Annotated in this window: 18 protein-coding genes and 1 riboswitch; of the genes, 14 read left to right on the top strand and 4 right to left on the bottom strand. The window is 40.0% G+C overall.

Features of this window, described 5'->3' with window-relative positions; genetic code table 11:
* The first annotated feature begins 64 nt into the window (after positions 1-64).
* From CHI06_RS22485 to sufB, 9 genes are all read left to right on the top strand, one after another.
* Positions 65-1,381: an O-acetylhomoserine aminocarboxypropyltransferase/cysteine synthase family protein gene (locus CHI06_RS22485; RefSeq protein ID WP_095250796.1), complete on the top strand. Its 1,317-nt coding sequence runs from the start codon at positions 65-67 to the stop codon at positions 1,379-1,381.
* A 133-nt stretch (positions 1,382-1,514) separates the two neighbouring features.
* A riboswitch (SAM riboswitch) is annotated at positions 1,515-1,623 on the top strand.
* 161 nt (positions 1,624-1,784) lie between these two features.
* On the top strand, positions 1,785-2,810 hold the full coding sequence (locus CHI06_RS22480) for a methionine ABC transporter ATP-binding protein (RefSeq protein WP_095250805.1): 1,026 nt from the start codon (positions 1,785-1,787) through the stop codon (positions 2,808-2,810).
* Entirely contained in the window at positions 2,803-3,468 is a 666-nt protein-coding gene (locus tag CHI06_RS22475) for a methionine ABC transporter permease (protein ID WP_095250795.1), read from the top strand. Before CHI06_RS22480 ends, CHI06_RS22475 begins: the two co-directional genes overlap by 8 nt.
* A gap of 16 nt (positions 3,469-3,484) precedes the next feature.
* Positions 3,485-4,321 carry a MetQ/NlpA family ABC transporter substrate-binding protein gene (locus CHI06_RS22470; RefSeq protein WP_095250794.1) on the top strand — a complete coding sequence of 279 codons (837 nt, stop codon included), beginning with the start codon at positions 3,485-3,487 and terminating at the stop codon, positions 4,319-4,321.
* 451 nt (positions 4,322-4,772) lie between these two features.
* Positions 4,773-5,558, top strand: coding sequence for a Fe-S cluster assembly ATPase SufC (gene sufC / locus CHI06_RS22465; protein WP_095250793.1), 786 nt, complete (start codon positions 4,773-4,775; stop codon positions 5,556-5,558).
* A 23-nt stretch (positions 5,559-5,581) separates the two neighbouring features.
* Positions 5,582-6,892, top strand: coding sequence for a Fe-S cluster assembly protein SufD (gene sufD, locus CHI06_RS22460; RefSeq protein ID WP_095250792.1), 1,311 nt, complete (start codon positions 5,582-5,584; stop codon positions 6,890-6,892).
* Positions 6,892-8,121 (top strand): cysteine desulfurase, encoded by a 1,230-nt coding sequence (locus CHI06_RS22455; RefSeq protein ID WP_095250791.1) that lies wholly within the window; start codon positions 6,892-6,894, stop codon positions 8,119-8,121. Before sufD ends, CHI06_RS22455 begins: the two co-directional genes overlap by 1 nt.
* A complete protein-coding gene (gene sufU, locus CHI06_RS22450) occupies positions 8,111-8,551 on the top strand; it encodes a Fe-S cluster assembly sulfur transfer protein SufU (RefSeq protein WP_095250790.1) in 441 nt (146 codons plus the stop codon). Before CHI06_RS22455 ends, sufU begins: the two co-directional genes overlap by 11 nt.
* A 51-nt stretch (positions 8,552-8,602) precedes the next feature.
* On the top strand, positions 8,603-10,000 hold the full coding sequence (gene sufB, locus CHI06_RS22445; protein WP_095250789.1) for a Fe-S cluster assembly protein SufB: 1,398 nt from the start codon (positions 8,603-8,605) through the stop codon (positions 9,998-10,000).
* A 275-nt stretch (positions 10,001-10,275) separates the two neighbouring features.
* Here sufB and CHI06_RS29465 read toward each other — a convergent pair whose 3' ends face one another.
* Entirely contained in the window at positions 10,276-10,734 is a 459-nt protein-coding gene (locus CHI06_RS29465) for a hypothetical protein (protein ID WP_179292739.1), read from the bottom strand.
* A 3-nt stretch (positions 10,735-10,737) separates the two neighbouring features.
* Positions 10,738-10,956: a hypothetical protein gene (locus CHI06_RS29460; protein ID WP_142301003.1), complete on the bottom strand. Its 219-nt coding sequence runs from the start codon at positions 10,954-10,956 to the stop codon at positions 10,738-10,740.
* An 859-nt stretch (positions 10,957-11,815) separates the two neighbouring features.
* Here CHI06_RS29460 and CHI06_RS22435 point away from each other — a divergent pair.
* Positions 11,816-12,031, top strand: coding sequence for a hypothetical protein (locus CHI06_RS22435; protein WP_095250788.1), 216 nt, complete (start codon positions 11,816-11,818; stop codon positions 12,029-12,031).
* Between the two features lie 40 nt (positions 12,032-12,071).
* Here the strand turns inward: CHI06_RS22435 and CHI06_RS29985 are convergent, their stop codons facing one another.
* Positions 12,072-12,224, bottom strand: a complete 153-nt coding sequence (locus CHI06_RS29985) for a hypothetical protein (RefSeq protein WP_179292738.1) — start codon at positions 12,222-12,224, stop codon at positions 12,072-12,074.
* A 289-nt stretch (positions 12,225-12,513) separates the two neighbouring features.
* Here CHI06_RS29985 and CHI06_RS30755 point away from each other — a divergent pair, with 289 nt between their 5' ends.
* Genes CHI06_RS30755 through CHI06_RS22425 form a run of 3 tightly spaced genes read left to right on the top strand, consistent with a single transcriptional unit; the run spans position 12,514 to position 13,687 of the window.
* Positions 12,514-12,645 carry a hypothetical protein gene (locus tag CHI06_RS30755; RefSeq protein ID WP_257009415.1) on the top strand — a complete coding sequence of 44 codons (132 nt, stop codon included), beginning with the start codon at positions 12,514-12,516 and terminating at the stop codon, positions 12,643-12,645.
* 16 nt (positions 12,646-12,661) lie between these two features.
* A complete protein-coding gene (locus CHI06_RS22430; protein ID WP_306453840.1) occupies positions 12,662-13,183 on the top strand; it encodes a HugZ family pyridoxamine 5'-phosphate oxidase in 522 nt (173 codons plus the stop codon).
* Positions 13,184-13,207: 24 nt separating this feature from the next.
* Positions 13,208-13,687 carry a DinB family protein gene (locus CHI06_RS22425; protein WP_095250787.1) on the top strand — a complete coding sequence of 160 codons (480 nt, stop codon included), beginning with the start codon at positions 13,208-13,210 and terminating at the stop codon, positions 13,685-13,687.
* 214 nt (positions 13,688-13,901) lie between these two features.
* On the opposite strand, the gene CHI06_RS22420 is transcribed toward CHI06_RS22425, so the two are convergent.
* Positions 13,902-14,153, bottom strand: coding sequence for a hypothetical protein (locus CHI06_RS22420; protein ID WP_095250786.1), 252 nt, complete (start codon positions 14,151-14,153; stop codon positions 13,902-13,904).
* Between the two features lie 483 nt (positions 14,154-14,636).
* Here CHI06_RS22420 and CHI06_RS22415 point away from each other — a divergent pair, with 483 nt between their 5' ends.
* Positions 14,637-18,437 carry a S8 family serine peptidase gene (locus CHI06_RS22415; protein ID WP_095250785.1) on the top strand — a complete coding sequence of 1,267 codons (3,801 nt, stop codon included), beginning with the start codon at positions 14,637-14,639 and terminating at the stop codon, positions 18,435-18,437.
* Positions 18,438-18,445 lie beyond the last annotated feature (8 nt).

The raw sequence follows: 18,445 nt of genomic DNA, 5'->3' as shown, positions 1-18,445 counted from the left end.
GTGGATTATTCACTCTCGTTTTTTTCTAAACCAAAGAATATTAATTAATTGGAGGAGTGTTAGTATGGGGGAAAATCAAAAAAATTATCGATTTGAAACTTTGAGTGTTCATGGCGGATTGGCACCAGACCCAGTAACAGGTGCACGGGCCGTACCGATTTACCAAAATAATGCCTACCAATTCAAAAATACGGAACATGCAGCAAATCTTTTTGCGTTGAAAGAGACTGGATACATATATACTCGAATCCATAATCCAACAACTACTGTTTTCGAAGAAAGAGTTGCCCTGTTGGAGGGTGGAGTCGGGGCTTTAGCAGTAGCAAGCGGAATGGCTGCCATTACCTTGTCAATCCTAAATATTGCAGAAGCAGGTGATGAAATCGTTTCGGCATCGACTTTATATGGTGGAACGTACAATTTATTTGCTGTTACACTTCCGAAGTACGGAATCAAGGTTAAGTTTGTTGACCCAGAAGATCCAGATAATTTCCGCGCTGCAATCAATGAAAAAACAAAAGCAGTATTTGCTGAGACGATTGGTAATCCGTCTTTACGAGTTCTTGATATTGAAAAAGTAGCAGAAATTGCCCATGAAGCAGGAGTTCCATTAATTATTGATAATACCTTTGCCACACCTTATCTATGCAGACCCATAGAATATGGGGCAGATATTGTTATCCATTCAGCAACGAAATGGCTTTTAGGGAATGGGACATCAACCGGAGGGGTTATTGTAGACGGTGGCAAGTTCGACTGGAATTCACCTAAATTCCCAGGCTTTACCACCCCGGATCCTAGTTATCATGATCTTGTTTACGCTGAAGCATTAGGTGCTGTAGCTTATATTATCAAAGCTCGTGTACAATTATTACGTGACTTAGGACCTTCTTTAAGTCCGCAAAATGCCTTTCAATTCACTCTTGGTCTTGAAACCCTGCATGTCCGAATGAAGGAACATGTTGCTAATACTAAGGAAGTAGTGGATTATTTATTAAAGCATCCTGCAGTAGAGTGGGTATCCTATCCTGGCCACACTTCACATCCTGATAATGAATTGGCAAGTAAGTATTTACCTAAGGGTGCAGGATCTATGATTGTTTTTGGTATAAAAGGTGGAAGAGATGCAGGAGCAAAATTAATTGATTCGATTACACTTTTCGCCCATGTAGCGAATGTTGGGGATGCGAAAAGCTTAATTATCCATCCTGCCAGCACTACTCACCAGCAGTTAGATGCAGAAGGACTAAAGGCAGCTGGTGTTTCTGAGGACTTAATTCGACTTTCCATAGGCATTGAGAATGTGGAGGATCTAATCGAGGATCTTGAATCAGCAATTGAGGCCGCCACAGGTGTTTCTTCCATAAAAACAAAAGCGTAAAGTAAGATTAAAGTTTATTCAAAATAAGAAGATAATTTGTTTGACACCACTTTTTATCCGTGATAAGATTACTTTCGTACTAAAATGATTGCTTTAATCCGTGAACGTGTTAATTAAATATAGAATGCTATAGCTCTTATCAAGAGAGGTGGAGGGATGTGCCCGATGAAGCCCGGCAACCGTCAATATTAATATTGAAATGGTGCCAATTCACACAAAGCGATTGCTTTGGAAGATGGGAGAAAGGTTTTTATTTATGATGCCTTTCTGCCCTCTGCAGAAAGGCTTTTTAATTTCTAATATAAGAATGTTTTTCTGAAAACAGTCAAACCCTATATTTAAGCGGTACAATCTGGTGGAGTTTTTGCAATTCATTTTTAATTGGATAAAAGTAGGTGATGGAATGATTTCGATAAAAGATGTTCAAAAAGTGTTTCCTTCTAAACAGGGACAGCTAAAAGCTGTCGATGAAGTAAATTTAGAAATAAAAGAAGGAGAAATTTTTGGTGTAATCGGATATAGCGGTGCTGGTAAAAGTACCTTAATACGAATGCTTAATGGACTAGAGCTTCCGACAGCAGGGTCTGTTACGGTAGCTGGACGGGTTATATCAAAAATTAGGGGCAGTGAGCTCAGAAAAGCACGTCAGGAAATTAGTATGATTTTTCAGCATTTTAACCTGCTATGGTCAAGGACAGTAAGTGAGAATATCGCATTTCCATTAGAAATTGCTGGTGTTAATGGACCAGAAAGGAAAAAGCGGGTAAATGAACTAATCAAATTAGTTGGTCTTGAAGGAAGAGAAAATGCTTATCCATCACAGCTTAGCGGCGGTCAAAAACAGCGTGTAGGAATTGCCCGGGCGCTCGCTAATAATCCCAAAGTACTGCTTTGTGATGAAGCAACGTCAGCGCTAGATCCACAGACTACTGATTCCATCCTGGATTTGTTAGTCGATATCAATAAAAGGCTGGGATTAACCATTGTGTTAATTACACATGAAATGCATGTTATTCGTAAGATCTGTCATCGAGTAGCAGTTATGGAAAGTGGGAGAATCGTAGAGCTTGGCCATGTGTTAGATGTATTTAAAAATCCGCAGCAGCCAATTACGAAACGTTTTGTTCAGCAGGTTACCGAGCCTGAAGAAACAAAAGAGACAGCTGAACATTTGCTAGAACGCTATCAATCAGGTCAGGTCGTTCAATTATCCTTTATCGGCGATTCAGTCGAGCAACCGTTAATCACCAATTTAATCCGTCAAAATAATGTTACAGTCAATATTTTGCAGGGGAAAATTTCACAAACGCAAAGTGGTTCCTATGGGACGCTTTTTATACATCTTGATGGCGACGAACTAGAAGTTAACAAGGCAGTAGACTACATTCGCTCCCAGCAAGTCGGCGTGGAGGTGATTAGTAATGGCTAACTTTACGGAAATGGTAAAGTGGACTCAATTATTAGAAGCCACACGTGAAACCCTTTATATGACTTCCATTTCAGTCCTTACTACATTTATTTTGGGATTGGTGCTTGGTCTGCTATTATTTCTAACAGGTAAAGGTAATATGTGGGAAAATAGAGGTGTAAATGTTATTATTGCTGGATTTGTTAATATTTTCAGGTCCATACCCTTTATTATCTTAATTGTATTATTAATTCCTTTTACAAAATTATTGGTTGGAACTATGCTTGGTGCAAATGCAGCGCTGCCTGCCTTAATTATTGGCGCAGCTCCTTTTTACGCAAGAATGGTGGAGATTGCCCTTAGGGAAATCGATAAAGGTGTTATTGAGGCATCACAATCAATGGGAGCAACACATGGTCATATTATTTTTAAAGTATTAATACCGGAATCTTTGCCGGCATTAATTTCAGGGCTTACGGTTACAGCTATTTCACTAGTAGGCTTTACAGCAATGGCTGGGGTAATTGGAGCAGGGGGACTTGGTCATTTTGCCTACCTTGAAGGTTTTCAGCGCAATAGACCTATTGTTACGTTAGTTGCAACGATTGCCATTTTAATTTTGGTTTTTATCATCCAATTTATTGGAGATTATTTTACAAAAAAAATAGATAAACGATAACAGGAGGAGTTAGATTATGAAAAAAGCATTTAGTTTAATTATCATTGCGTTAGTTGCACTTGCCCTCACAGCTTGCGGTGGTGCTAAAAACGATACTGCAGATAACGCAGGAGAAGAAGGAAACAAAAAGTTAGTTGTTGGAGCATCTGCTGTACCGCATGCGGAAGTGTTAGAAGCGGCAAAACCTTTATTAAAGGAAAAAGGCATTGATCTAGAAGTGCAAGTTTTTCAAGATTATATCCTGCCAAACGTAGCGTTAAGGGATAAAGAACTCGACGCAAACTATTTTCAAACACCAGGGTATTTAGAACTGCAAATGGAAGAAAATAAAGATTTTGATTTTGTAAGTGTTGGTGGAATTCATAAGGAACCAATCGGAATTTATTCTAAAAAATACAAAAGCTTAAATGACCTTCCAAAAGGTGCAAAAATTATTATGAGTGATTCACTAAGTGACCATGGACGTATTTTACCTATTTTTGAAAAAGAAGGATTAATTAAGCTTAAAGAAGGCGTTGGAGCGAGTGCAAGAGTAGAGGATATTGTCGAAAATCCAAAGGACCTTGATTTCTCAACTCTAATTGAAGCAAAACTATTAGCTTCTTCTTTCGATAGCGGTGAAGGCGATGCGGTCGTTATTAATACGAACTACGCATTAGAAGGCGGTATTGACATTGGAAAGTATGGAATCGCATTTGAAGGCGATGACGTTGTGCCCGCAAACCTTGTTGTCGTTCGCTCTGAGGACAAAGACCGCGAAGAAATTAAAACACTTGTAGAGGTTTTACAATCAGAGGAGATTAATAAATTCCTGCAAGAAAAGTACCAAGGTGCTGTTATACCAGGAGAATAACCTCATTATGGGAAATTAGTCTAAAAGGTACTAATAAATAGGAAGAAAGCAGGAAGCCGGTGATCATGATTCACTGGCTTTTCTTTGTATAAATACATGAATACGATTGGATAGGTAAAAATCGGTAGGAAATAATAATGAGGAAGTCTTGGCAAAATAGAGATAAATACGTTATGATTTTATTCGTATGTGAATACATAAAGCGGTCACAAGTTTTAAAATTCTGAATTTATTATAATAAAAACACATCTTGTCTACTTATTCATTCTCAATTGGTTTGTATTTAGTGAAAATAAACTTTCTTATCTCTTCATACAAAGTTAATACTGTTTATAAGTTGCTAACACATAGGATTTGTTATAAGATTGTAATGAGAATAAAGTGAGAATAGAATTTTGGGGCCGGTGTTAGAGGCTACAAGATACAAAATTATCTTTGCGGAGGTATATATATGGCTGGATCAACATTAACGATCAAAGATTTACATGTAGAAATTGATGGAAAAGAAATTTTAAAAGGTGTAAACCTTGAAATAAAAGGTGGAGAAATTCACGCAATCATGGGACCGAATGGTACTGGTAAATCTACTTTATCTTCTGCTATTATGGGCCACCCGAAATATGAAGTAACGAGCGGAAATATTACTCTAGACGATCAAAACGTTCTTGAAATGGAAGTAGACGAGCGAGCTCGTGCTGGCCTATTTTTAGCGATGCAATACCCAAGTGAAATTAACGGGGTTACAAATGCGGATTTCTTACGTTCTGCACTTAACAGCCGTCTTGGAGAAGGTAATGAAATTTCATTAATGAAATTTATTCGCAAAATGGATAAGCAGATGGAATACCTTGAAATGGATCTTGATATGGCACAACGCTATTTAAATGAAGGATTTTCAGGCGGAGAGAAGAAGCGTAATGAAATTCTCCAATTAATGATGCTTGAGCCAAAAATCGCCATTTTAGACGAAATTGACTCTGGATTAGATATTGATGCCCTTAAGGTTGTTTCAAAAGGAATCAATGAAATGCGTGGAGAAGAATTTGGTTGTTTAGTTATTACTCACTATCAACGACTTTTAAATTATATCACTCCTGACTATGTGCACGTTATGATGCAGGGACGTATTGTGAAATCAGGCGGACCAGAACTAGCACAACGCTTAGAAGCAGAAGGATATGACTGGATCAAGCAAGAGCTCGGAATCGAAGATGAAACAGTTGGGCAAGAAGCGTAAGAGTTTGCGTTAGGAGGATAATCATGACAACAGAAACGAATTTATCATTTGATAAAGATTTTGTTCGTTCCTTTTCAAAAGAAATGAACGAGCCCGCTTGGATGGAGGAATTTCGTGTAAATGCATTTGAGCTTAGCGAAAACCTTCCAATGCCAAGACCAGATAAAACAAAAATTGATAAGTGGAATTTCACTCAATTTGATAATCATACTGTAAAAAGTGAAGTCTTCACATCACTTGCTGGGCTTCCTGAAGAAGTAAAAGCATTAATAGGTGATGAGGCTGCTGCTAAGAATTTATATATTCAGCGAAATCAAACACCTGCGTATATTTCTTTGTCAGAAGAATTAAAAGCGCAAGGTGTTATTTTCACAGATATCTTTACTGCCGTTCGTGAACATGGCGAGCTTGTGCAAAAATACTTGTTAACAGAAGCTGTTAAAACAGACGAACATCGACTAATTGCCTTCCACGCAGCACTTATAAATGGTGGAGCATTCTTATACATTCCTAAAAATGTTGAAATCAAAGAACCGATCCATTCTATTTATTTACATGATGATGCTGAAGCAAACCTGTTCAATCATGTTATTGTCGTTGCAGATGATAATAGCTCTGTTACCTACGTAGAAAACTATCTGTCAACGATTGAATCTGCCAATGGTGTATTTAATATTGTGACGGAAGTGATTGCAAAAGCTGGTGCTAAGGTTCAGTACGGTGCTGTTGATACCCTTGCGAAGGGTGTAACAACATACGTGAACCGTCGTGGATCTGCTGGGAGAGATGCTCGAATTGAATGGGCACTTGGTTTAATGAATGAAGGAAATACCATTTCAGAAAATACCACTAACCTAGTTGGTGATGGTGCGTATGGCGATACCAAAACAGTTGTTGTTGGACGTGGCGAACAGACACAAAACTTTACAACAAAGGTTGTTCATTTTGGTAAAAACACAGAGGGTTATATTTTAAAACATGGTGTCATGAAGGACAGTGCTTCTTCTATTTTTAATGGAATTGGCCATATCCTGCATGGTGCGTCAAAATCGAATGCGGAACAGGAATCCCGTGTACTTATGCTCAGCGAAAAGGCACGTGGAGATGCGAACCCGATTCTTCTTATTGATGAAGATGATGTTACAGCGGGTCACGCTGCATCAGTCGGTCGTGTAGATCCTGTACAGCTATACTACCTAATGAGCCGTGGAATTCCGAAAAAAGAAGCAGAACGTCTGGTTATTCATGGTTTCCTAGCACCGGTAGTGAATCAGCTACCAATTGAAGGAGTTAAAAAGCAGTTAACTGCTGTCATTGAAAGGAAAGTACGATAATGAATGTCTTAGATATTCGTCGTCAATTCCCTATTTTAGATCAAGAAGTAAATGGAAAACCGCTTGTCTATTTGGATAGCTCAGCTACTTCACAAAAGCCAATCCAAGTGATTGAGACAGTGGAGAAATATTATAAAGAAATCAATTCCAATGTCCATCGTGGGGTCCACACGCTCGGAACACGTGCGACGGATGCTTACGAAGGGGCACGGGAAAAGGTTCGAAAGTTTATTAATGCAAAATCAACACAAGAGGTCATTTTTACCCGGGGCACAACAACAGCTTTAAATACAGTTGCAGCAAGCTATGCAGCAGCGAACTTAAACGCTGGTGATGAAATTGTCATTACGTATATGGAGCACCATAGCAACATCATTCCTTGGCAGCAGGTGGCAAAGCGGACGGGAGCAGTGTTAAAGTACATCCCACTTCAAGAAGATGGAACCATTTCACTTGATGATGTTCAAGCAACGGTTACCTCTAATACTCGTGTCGTTTCTGTCATGCAGGTATCCAATGTACTTGGTGTCATTAATCCTGTTAAGGAAATTGCGAGAATTGCCCATGAAAATGGAGCGATTATGGTAGTCGACGGGGCACAAAGTGCACCCCATATGAAGATAGATGTTCAAGATCTAGATTGTGATTTCCTTGCTTTCTCTGGACATAAGATGTGTGCACCGACAGGCATTGGTGTTTTATATGGCAAAAAGCATTTATTAGAAAAAATGGAACCGATTGAGTTTGGCGGAGAAATGATTGATTTTGTTCACTTACAAGAATCTACATGGAAAGAACTGCCGTGGAAGTTTGAAGCCGGAACACCGATCATTGCAGGTGCAATTGGTCTTGGTGCCGCAATTGATTTTTTAAATGAGATTGGCTTAGATAATATTGCACAACACGAGCATAAGCTTGCAGCGTACGCATTGGAAAAAATGTCTTCTGTTCCTGGAATGACGATTTATGGACCATTAGACGCTGCGAAACGTGCAGGTCTTGTTACCTTTAATATTAGCGATGTACATCCACATGATGTTGCTACTGTTCTCGACGCAGAAGGCATTGCTGTCCGTGCAGGACATCATTGTGCACAACCGTTGATGAAATGGTTAAAGGCATCTGCAACTGCTCGTGCAAGCTTTTATTTATACAACACAGAAGACGATATTGATAAGCTAGTTGAAGGACTTGTGAAAACAAAGGAGTATTTCAGCGATGTCTTCTAATAATTTAGATAATTTATACCGTCGTGTTATTATGGACCATTATAAAAATCCACGTAATCGCGGGATTTTAGAAGATGGAAGTCACACGATTAATATGAACAATCCTACTTGCGGCGACCGAATTCAATTAACCTTTAAGGTTGAAGATGGAGTCGTTATCGATGCAAGATTTGAGGGTGAAGGCTGTTCCATTTCAATGTCTTCTGCTTCGATGATGACCCAGGCTATTAAAGGGAAAAAAGTAGAGGAAGCGATTAAGCTTTCGAAGATTTTTTCCGATATCATGCAAGGGAAAGAGTATGATGACGATATCGATTTAGGTGATATTGAAGCACTTCAGGGTGTTGCCAAATTTCCAGCACGAATCAAATGTGCTACCTTAGCGTGGAAGGCAATGGAAAAAGGATTAGGCGAAGAGGAACAACAATAGAACAAAAAGGGAGTCATTCCCTTTTTGTTTATGAAATGGAGGAACTCGAAAATGGCGAAAAAGATGCCGGAAATCGGTGATTATAAATACGGTTTTGCCGATAAAGACGTTTCTATATTCCGCTCAAAGCGTGGATTAACAAGCGACATTGTTAAAGAGATATCGAAGTTAAAAAACGAACCTCAATGGATGCTCGACTTCCGTTTGAAATCACTCGAGCATTTTTACAAAATGCCGATGCCGCAATGGGGCGGAGATTTAGCTCCGTTAAACTTTGACGAAATCACTTATTATGTAAAACCTTCTGAGAAATCGGAAAAATCATGGGATGAAGTTCCTGAAGAAATTAAAGCAACGTTTGACAAGCTTGGGATTCCTGAAGCAGAGCAAAAGTATCTTGCTGGTGTATCTGCTCAGTACGAATCTGAGGTAGTATACCATAACATGAAGGTAGAACTTGAAGATTTGGGTATTGTTTTTAAAGATACTGATTCTGCTCTAAGAGAGAATGAGGATATCTTCCGTGAGCATTTTGGAAAAACGATTCCACCGACAGATAACAAGTTTGCTGCACTAAACTCTGCAGTATGGTCAGGCGGATCATTTATTTATGTTCCAAAAGGAGTTAAAGTAGATACTCCGTTACAGGCGTATTTCCGAATTAACTCTGAAAACATGGGCCAATTTGAGCGTACGTTAATCATTGTTGATGAAGGCGCACATGTCCATTATGTAGAAGGCTGTACAGCACCTGTTTATACTACAAACTCACTTCACAGTGCGGTTGTTGAGATTGTTATTAAAAAAGATGCATATTGCCGCTATACAACGATTCAAAACTGGGCAAACAATGTATTCAACTTAGTTACAAAGCGTGCAGTTTGTGAAGCGAATGCAACGATGGAATGGATTGATGGTAACATCGGTTCTAAATTAACGATGAAATATCCTGCTGTTATTCTTAAAGGTGAAGGCGCTCGTGGAATGACGTTATCGATTGCGATTGCAGGTAAAGGTCAGCATCAGGATGCAGGAGCAAAGATGATTCACTTAGCTCCTAACACTTCTTCTACCATTGTTTCAAAGTCAATTTCTAAACATGGCGGTAAAGTAACCTATCGCGGTGTCGTTCACTTTGGACGTAAAGCGGATGGAGCACGTGCTAATATCGAATGTGATACATTGATTATGGATAATCAGTCAACATCTGATACCATTCCATACAACGAGATCTTAAATGACAACATTTCTCTTGAACATGAAGCTAAGGTTTCTAAAGTATCAGAAGAGCAGCTCTTCTACTTAATGAGCCGTGGTATTTCACAGCAAGAAGCAACAGAAATGATCGTAATGGGCTTCATCGAGCCATTTACAAAAGAATTACCTATGGAATACGCCGTAGAAATGAACCGTCTCATCAAGTTTGAGATGGAAGGTTCTATCGGATAATAAACGAAAAACCCTTGTGAATCAAGGGTTTTTTGTTGTTTTTGGCACGTGTTAAGTTTCGGTTTGTGCCAAGTTTGTGCCAAGTTGGGATTTATCTTGATGTGTATGAAGCGAATTTTGCAAGTTCATCCTGTTCAATTTTTTCCGTGATATGCGAATAAGTTTCACTTGTTGGTTTGGTGTTTTTATGACCCAATCGTTTTGATACATATAACAGACTTACACCTGATTCAAGGGCAAGAACAGCGTGTGTGTGTCTGAAAGCATGTAAGCCCCTATATTAGACCCCTGAAAGCCTTATGATAGTTCTGAATCGTTTCACGGATAATAGAAGGTGTGAGATAATGCCCATTATAATTTTGAAAGATAATTCCAACATTGTTTTTGCGGAATCTTGGATTTCCAAGAATGAGTTCATTTTGCTTTGCCTTGAATATCTTTAGTTCACGAATAACTTCTTCATCAATGCTTATTTTTCTATATGATGTATCATTTTTTAACGATGTAAGAATTACTTTGTTATTATCATCACGGCTTGTTTGCTGGTTTATATCAATCATATTCCCTATAATATCATCCCATCTTAATGCAAGGTCTTCAGATATCCTAAAACCGGTTTTAAATAAGAAGAAAATCAATATATAATACAAGCGATATTCAGGAAACCTTTGATGCTTGTCTGTCCTTAAAAAATACAATAATCGATTCATTTCATCAAGGCTGAAATATTTCAACTTTTAATCTTCTTTTTTCAATGTAACATTATCCTGCACTTCAATCTTCAGCCTATCCGCTGGATTCTTTTCAAGCACTTCAAGTTCTTGCACCGCATAGAACAAAATACTTTTAATCACTGAAAGATATTTGCGCCTTGAACCAATTGAATATTTTTGCTTTCCATTTTCATCAAGTTCACCAAATTTGGCAAGCCAATCTTTTACGTGGGTTCTATTCACTTTTGCAATTTCATAAGACCGAATCTGGGCATCACATGTTTAAAGTCCAACCTTTAACAGAGCTGGCTAATTTCGTTCTCAAAGAGAACCTCACAGACATAATTTTTTCATTTTTATTTTATATCGAATATTGGCTTGTTCGTAGGATTTCAAATATGTACGGAGTACCAGGTTTGTTCAACAAAAAGGCACTGACCCATCAGGTTAGCTTAACTGGCCTCCACCCCTTGGATAGGCATGACGAAGGAATGAGAGGGCAAACGACCCGTTGAGACATGGGAGGGGAAGCCTCCAGGGGCTGCGTGGAGAATGTACATTATATGGTGAAATATGGAGTAGTACTTCACTCCTTTATTTCACTATGCCTTCACGAAGCCATAATGATCTGAACTCATTTCATTTAACCGTTAAACCTATTTAAAGGGTTATGAAATCCTGCGAATAAGCGAGTATTCGTGAGAAAATCATATTAAACTGAGGGAGTTGAACAAGGTATTTAATTTGGACTAAATAATATATTTTAATATAACCTTATTTGATGAACCACAAAAGGATTTGGAGTTTTGTCTAAAGTAAAAGGAAATAGATGCTTATGGAATACGTAATTAAAGATAACAATTATCATTCTCATTTTCAATACTTTTTTGAAAATTAAGTTTAGTATAAAAATTAAAAAAATGATTGACAATGATTATCAATTTCATTTAACATGAATTCGTTACATTAAATTGACATGATTTTTGTTAAAAAAATCTACTTTTTTATTTCTTAAAGTAATAGATTTCCATTAAGATATCACTTTCAAGAACTATCACTAATTTTTTTTATAAATTTAAACGTAGAAAGGGGTAAAATAAAAATGAACTGGAAAAAAGGCGGATTATGGATTATTATTTTTTTCATTGTAAAAGGTACGCTTTCTACACTATTAATTGTTACAGGTGCTAAATATTTTAATTTATCATTTATGCAATTTTTAGTACTAATACCTGTCTTATTACTGATTTCTCTAACAGGTCGTAAATTCCTTTATAGACATAAACAAACCAAAAAGCAAAAAGAGATGAATATATAATAAAACCCCAGAGACATTTCTGGGGTTTTCGATTTATTTATTATTCATTTTTTAGTGACTCTTTAACGTTTACTACTTCATCAATTCCTGCTTTACCGTCTTTAGAAGAAAAAGGAGGGACTCCTGAAATTAAGGAGTCCTTTTTACATGTCGAAAAAGAATTAATGGAATTTTTTATTTTCGTATTTTTCATTTAACCACACTCCTTTTCATAGAATTTTCCCAAGACTAATTATTTTAAATTAAAAATATCTACACTTTTATTTAATCTAAATGACACAAGTTTCCCCAATTTCCTATCTTTCATTAAACCTTGATACATAGGCTTAAGTTACTTCATATAGGCGCCAGTTTCTGGAATAATCTGTGGGATCCTATTAGCAATATTAATTTAAATGACTCAAATTCCCCCAATATACAATTTTGAAAATAGGTGCTAATCTATTTCATAGATGATAATGAAAATCGTTATCATTTGAAGTATGCCAAAGGACGTATTGACGGCTGAAATGATTCTCAATGTCTATGGGGTCGAAGCGGAAGTGGAATTTGTAAATGAACGCGAATACCCTCGTATTCATCCAATTAAGAAAGCAGTAGCAATCGCACAATAAACCTTGGAGGGAAAAAATGATGAAACATTTAGACACAGTAACTTTAAAATTGAAATATCAAGAGTTCACGAATAACCGTAAAACACTAGTACTTAACACAATAGATGAGAATGGAAACCCTTTTGTCAGCCATGCCCCATATGTAAAAAAGGATGGAAAGATGTACATATACATTAGTCAAGTTTCCGATCATTATCGAAATGTTGAAAAAAATGAACAGATCGACGTTTTGCTGATTGCTGATGAGAGTAGTACGCCAAACTTGTTTGCACGAGAGCGGGCAAGATTTGCTTGTACAACCTCAAATCTAGGGAATCAGGGACATGAAGATATTTTTAATTTGTTTAATGAGGTTTTCGGACAAAAAATGATGGAAATGTTGCGCGGTATGGACTTTTCCTTGTTTGAGTTAAAACCATTAGAAGGCCGATACGTGGTAGGATTCGGTCAAGCATTCGATGTGGATTTGATGGGCGATAAATTCGATCATGTGGTTGGCGATAAATTCGATCATGCGGTTGTAGGTAATAAAAATTAAGTCATTAATTAGGAGGAAATGAGAATGTCTTATGATTCGGTGAATCCCATTTGGAGAACGACACGAAATCGTTTTCATAAAATGGTGCAAGGATTGAAGGAAGAAGAATTGTTGTTACAGCTTTCATCAGACACATCATCCATCGGAAATAAACTGCGCCATAATGCAGAAGTCGAGTATATGTTTGCAGAATGGTTCTTTGGTCATAAGAAGCCTGAAGATGTGACCTATTTCACAGTCGGTCCAGCCAGAGACACAAAGCAATTTTCAAATCTAGCAGAACTGCTAGAATTACTAGAAAACTCAGATAAGCATCTTTCTCAAGCGATGCGCATTTTACCTGAGGATGCGTGGGATATTTCTGTGGAATCGCCGATTGGTCCTTCTACTCCACGTGAAGCGATAGGCAGGTTGATTTACCATAACGGTCTCCATGCTGGACAGATTTCTCTTATTTGTAAGCTTGCGCCTCAATTTTCTATTAATATACAAAGCTACAAATGATTTTTAACCTTTTGTTTCCACGATCTATCTTCATGAATCAGGCGCTTTAATTGAAGATGAGAGAATCTGTTTTCTTTATTACAAGAATAAATCTTTATAAACGGAGTTTGAACTCACCAACACCCCTGAGTTGCGAGATACACTCCAGACATGTGGAGTGTATCTCGCAATTCATTTAAAAGAAAGGTAACTAACCATTTAGGAAGTCGCCTCTTTAAGTTTCTTGTAACGGATTAACAAAGCTGTATTGAATATGGACAGTTCTATCGTGATTACAAGTGATCTTCTTAATCAATGAATGAAGGATTTGCGGCATTAATTTCTTAAAGTTTAGTACATCCTTTAGCTTTTTGCCGATATTAATTGCGTAATTCTCGTTTTCGCATTCCTTCAATTTTTCATCAAGTTCTGCTTTTTGGATTTGAAGATCTTTTATCTTGTTATCCGTTAATTCTCGATATTCCACCAAGTCATCTTTTGTAAGGACATTTTCAGTGTAAAATTTACATATTCCAGCTTTTTATTTTTCAAGGTTTCCATAACGGATTGTATAGCTTCAAGATCTTATTATGTGTTATTTCTGAATATTGAATAACTGTTGAATAGACTCCCAATTTTCAACTGTTATTAAACCAGATGAAGACAACATGACGATATTTCAAAAATTATTTAAATTTCACGCCAAATGTAATATCCTGTTCATCATCTGTTCATATTCCGATTATATATTAAGAATGTCAATAATAATCTGAATTGGGGGATATTTCTGAATATTTAATAACTGTTGAATACCCTCGCAAATGATACTAGCATTTGTTGAAAAATTTTAATAACCAGATGTTGAAAGACAGATCAGTGTATTAAATGCAAAGTTAAGTCAACAGCACGAAACCTTCACATTTTTACAAATATATTAATCTACTATTTAGATAGGAAAAGGGGAGCTCTAATGAGGAAGAGGAGAAACAAAAAAATTATTAATGTTTTGACCGCAGGCTTGGCTTCTGCAGTACTTTTGGCAACAAGTACTGGTAATTCATTTGCTTATGATGACACCACCGCCGAAATGCCGGCCACCCAGGTGTCCCAGCCACAGCAGGGCAGCCAAGTTATCTCCACACACACGGTTACACTCGTCACGGGCGAGGTTGTAACTCTTGACAAATACGCCGACGGCTTGCAGGCAGCGACAGTCGCACCGTCACCTGATGGCAGCCCAACGGAAATAACTAAGATACAGTTGGGTGACGATGTATACATTATCCCGGCTAAGGCGCAGTCGTACATTGATGCGGATGAGTTGGACCGCGAGCTGTTCAACATCACCAAGTTGGTCGAATACGGCTACGATGATGATCATGGCACTGATATCCCGTTAATCGCGACTTACTCAGGCACAGAGAGTATGACGGACAAAGCGTTAGAACAGGCTGCTCCGGCAGGTTCAAAAAAGGACAAGGTATTAGATAGCGCCAACGGTGTTGCGCTAAAGGCGAGCAAGTCGAAGGTGAAGACGTTCTGGGAAGCGATCGACGACGACAGCGTCACAGCAACATCCACACCGAAGCTTGAGGGCGGTATGAAGAAAATTTGGCTAGACAAGCAGGTAAGCGTGGCACTGGACAAGAGTGTACCTCAAATTGGAGCAACGACTGCATGGGCGGCTGGGTATGATGGCAAAGGCGTAAAAGTTGCTGTCTTGGACACGGGAATCGATCCGAATCATCCCGATGTTAAAGGATCTATTATAAAGACGAAGAACTTCACACCGGATCCCGATTATATCGATCACCATGGTCACGGTACGCATTGTGCTTCAACAATCGCGGGATCTGGCGCAGCTTCCGGCGGTAAAAATAAGGGAGTAGCTCCAGGTGCAGAACTTCTCATTGGGAAGGTGCTTGGCAATTCTGGTTCAGGTTCTGAATCTGGAATCATCGAAGCAATGGATTGGGCAGTCAAGGAAGGGGCCGATGTCGTCAGTATGAGCCTTGGTAATCCAACTCCAAGCGACGGCACCGATCCACTGAGTCAAGCGGTCAACAATTTGAGTCAAACCAGCAACACATTGTTTGTCATTGCGGCAGGTAATGCAGGTCCAGATAAGAAAACGATCGGTACGCCTGGGGCAGCCGAAAAGGCATTGACCGTTGGGGCGGTTGATAAATTAGACTTTTTAGCTTCCTTCTCAAGCCGTGGTCCTCTAATCGAGAATTATAGAGTCAAACCAGAAATCACGGCACCAGGAGTAGGAATTGTAGCGGCTCGTGCGGCAGGTACGAATATGGGTACCATTGTTGACGCTAATTACACGGCTGCTAGTGGTACATCAATGGCTACACCACATGTGGCGGGTGCGGCAGCCATTCTTCGCCAAAGTCATCCGGACTGGTCCGCTGACCGAATTAAGCAGGTGTTGATTGGAACTGCTTTTAGACCAACTACTACCACCTTAACTGCATATCAGGTCGGAGGCGGACGCGCGGACGTTGCTCAAGCCATGAATGCGAACGTCTATAGCAGTCCTGCCGTCGTTAGTCTTGGAGCTGCTGAGGAAACAAGTAAACCGATCGAGAAGACATTTCATTACGTCAACCCATCTGATAGTGTTATGAATTTAACTCTTAATATGGTATCTAAAAATCAGACTGGTGCCCTAGCTCCGGCAGGCATGTTTACACTAAACCAGTCAGCAGTTACCGTTCCTGCTCATGGCAGCAGTGAAGTGAAAGTGACGTTTGATCCTTCAATTGGCACGGTAAGCGATTATACAGCAGTAGTTACGGCTGCTTCCAATGACGGTAAAACAATAAAAACGACCATTGGTGCGACGAAGAAGGTACCATCAGTGGATTTAACGATTCAAATGATTGACCGCAACGGAAACTCGTCAACAACAGGTGAAGTCTTTGTGGTTAACCTTGACACGGGATTCAATAAAGTGGTCATCCCAAATAGAGAGACGGGGATCAAAATCATCGAAGTGCCGCAGGGGCGATACTCGGTCATGGGTACCGTGAACACATACGATGAGGCTAAATGGCGAGTGGAGAACCATACTCTCGTAGGTGATTCTGAGGTGGAGATGAACGTGAACAAGACGATCACGTTAGATGCCCAGTTGGGCAAAGAGGTCCAAATCTCTACTCCTAAGGAGTCCGAAGGGAACGGTTACAAATTAGGATACCGCTATACACAGCAAATTAATGGCATCCCGTTTGTGATTGACTTCATGAAGGGCTTTACGGCACCGTACTGGGATCACGCATACGTGGTACCAACCGAGCCGGTGACGACCGGCAAGTTCGAGTTCGACTTCCAGCAGCGCAGGTACGCCCCTCTGATCCGTGCATCTTATGACGGAATTGGTGGATCGATCCCGCTAGAGCATGTCATGTATACGCCTAAGTTGGACGGCGAGAAGTCACTCGAAGCAGTCAACGTCGGCTTTGCACGACCTGATGACCTCAGCGGCAAGGACGTCAGTGGCAAACTGGCAGTGATCACCCGCGATACGAAATCGACGGTTACTGACCAGATCAAAGCTGTGACGGCTGCCGGTGCAGTGGGTGTATTTATTGTCTATGACGGGCCAGGCATCTACTGGACGAGCGTGTTTAAAACAGCTGGCATCTCCATCCCGGCCTGGACCCTCCAACAAGACGACGGAGCGGTGCTCTTCGATCGAATTGCCAACGGTCCGACTAGTATCAACTTGAAGGGTATTGCCAACAGCCCGTACGCGTATAACATGGCGATGATGGTTCCGGATGTAATCCCGGCTAACCCAGTCGACGAAGTGAATGCAGAGAACTCTGCAGTGGTGAATGCACACTACCGCGGTACTAAGGGTAGAGTAATGAGCGAGATGGCTTTGGCGGTCCGCCCAGGTGAGGCTAGCGTTTTCATGGTACCGGAGTTTTTCGACGCGCCGCTGGATCGTGAGGAGTGGTACTCAACCGGTAGCCTATCGCCGACTATGAAGGATATGAAATGGATGCACTGGGTATTTGACGAAAATCGCATATCCCGTTCCATGAAGGACTTAATCCGCAATTATCTGCCAGGTGAGCAGCGCGAAGAGACATGGATGGGTGCAGCGACCGCTGTGTCTTCACGTGAAAACAACTTGGCATACCGTGAGGGAGATAAATTCAACCTCAACATGCAAGAACAGGGTGACAGCCAACCGGGGCACTGGGGTCAATTTGGAATGCCTGAAGACACGTCTATGGTTCGGTTGTACCAGGACGGGAAGCTCCTAACGGAGAGGAAATATTTCGGGGTTGGAACCTCGCTGACGGTCAGCCCTGACCCAGCGACCTACCGAATCACGATGGACACGGCACACCCGACGGGGTTCAGAATATCTACCAAAACCAACACGGCGTGGACGTTCAAGTCCGAGCGACCAGCAAATGGGAAGGAAAACCTAGCGCTACTGTGGCCGAAGTATGACATTAAACTTGATGGCGAGAACAAGGCAAATGGTGGCATTACCGACCACTTCGATCTATCATTCGTCCTTCAATCAGGTGCTACCCCAGACATTAAAGGGGTCGAGGTCGAAGTATCCACTGACGACGGCGAAACCTGGAGCAAAACAAAAGTGGATAACAGGCAAGATGGACACTACAAAGTGTGGGTGAAAAACCCAGACACTGGCTATGTTTCGCTTCGCATCAAGGCATGGGATGTAAATGGCAGCCAGATCGAACAGACTATAATTAAGACTTACGCTGTGCGCTAACACTAGCG

The organism is Bacillus sp. 7884-1 (assembly GCF_002272245.1).
Classification (GTDB): Bacteria; Bacillota; Bacilli; order Bacillales; family Cytobacillaceae; genus Neobacillus.
This window is presented reverse-complemented; position numbering and strand designations above follow the sequence as displayed.